1 protein-coding gene is annotated in these 1,027 nt (G+C 65.5%); it reads right to left on the reverse strand.

Translation table 11 applies throughout. The features are described 5' to 3' along the window. Complete coding sequence (locus SLW52_RS21040) at nt 1-945, reverse strand: IS481 family transposase (protein ID WP_267093976.1); 945 nt, start codon at nt 943-945, stop codon at nt 1-3. Nucleotides 946-1,027 lie beyond the last annotated feature (82 nt).

Consider the following 1,027-nt stretch of genomic DNA (forward strand, 5'->3'; position numbering starts at 1 on the left):
CTAGCTGTGTAAACCCACCACGTTGTTCAGTGGAATTCGGGAGATGGGCGGCTTGTAGCCGAGGCTGGCGTGTGGTCGATGCCAGTTGTAGTGATGCAGCCAGCCGGGGAAGGCGTTGGCGCGTTGTGTGGAGTCGATATAGGAGCGCGCATAGGCCCATTCGCGCAGGCTGGTCTGCACCAGCCGCTCGGCCTTGCCATTGGTGCGTGGCGTGTAGGGGCGGGTTCGCAGATGGCGCAGGCCGAGCCGTCGGACAAGGCGTCGGAAGCGGCGTGATGTGTAGCAGGCGCCGTTGTCGGTCAACACGCGCTCCAAGCGCACGCCCAGGCTGCGGTAGTAGCGAACCGCCTGCATCAGGGCCCTGCAGGCACTGAGACCGCGCTCATCGGGCTCGATGGTGCCGAAGGCCACGCGGGAGTGATCGTCGATGGCCAGGTGGACGTACTCCCAGCCAATGCCACGGGAGGTGACCGTCCGATCATCGGTCACGCGGTGGCCGGGCTGGCGGAAACGAGCCAGCTTCTTGATGTCCAGATGCAGCAGTTGGCCGGGTTGGGCGTATTCATAGCGATTGTGCGGCAGCGCCGGCTCCAGCTCGGCCAGCCGGTGCAGGCCGGCGCGGCGCAGCAACCGGGCGATGGTGCTCGGCGCCACAGGCAGCTGCTCGGCGATCTGCCGATACGTGTGGCGTGAACGGCGCAGCGCGATGACCTGATCCACCACGCCCCGAGGCGTGGCATGGGGGCAGTCGTGAGGCCGGGAGGTGCGGTCGCTCAGCCCTTGCGCCCCCTCTTCCTTGAAGCGCTTGAGCCATTTGTAGGCCGTTCGGACGCTCACACCGGCCGCATGCGCCGCTTCTTCCACGCGCAGCCCATGAACAAGGATGCGATCCACCAGCAGGGCTCGACCGCGAGGGCTCAAACGGGCATGTTTATGCAGGTTCATCCGGGGCTCCTGGGGCTGGGTTGGCTTGGTAACCCCCATCTTCCAGAGATGCCCCGGATGAACAACCTACTGAGAGATCACA

This window comes from Xanthomonas sp. LF02-5, assembly GCF_034105325.1.
In the GTDB taxonomy this organism is placed as follows: domain Bacteria; phylum Pseudomonadota; class Gammaproteobacteria; order Xanthomonadales; family Xanthomonadaceae; genus Xanthomonas_A; species Xanthomonas_A sontii.

Bases quoted from the DNA above. Each gene is read 5' to 3' on its own strand.
- SLW52_RS21040 (WP_267093976.1), bottom strand. From the start codon at position 945: ATGAACCTGCATAAACATGCCCGTTTGAGCCCTCGCGGTCGAGCCCTG.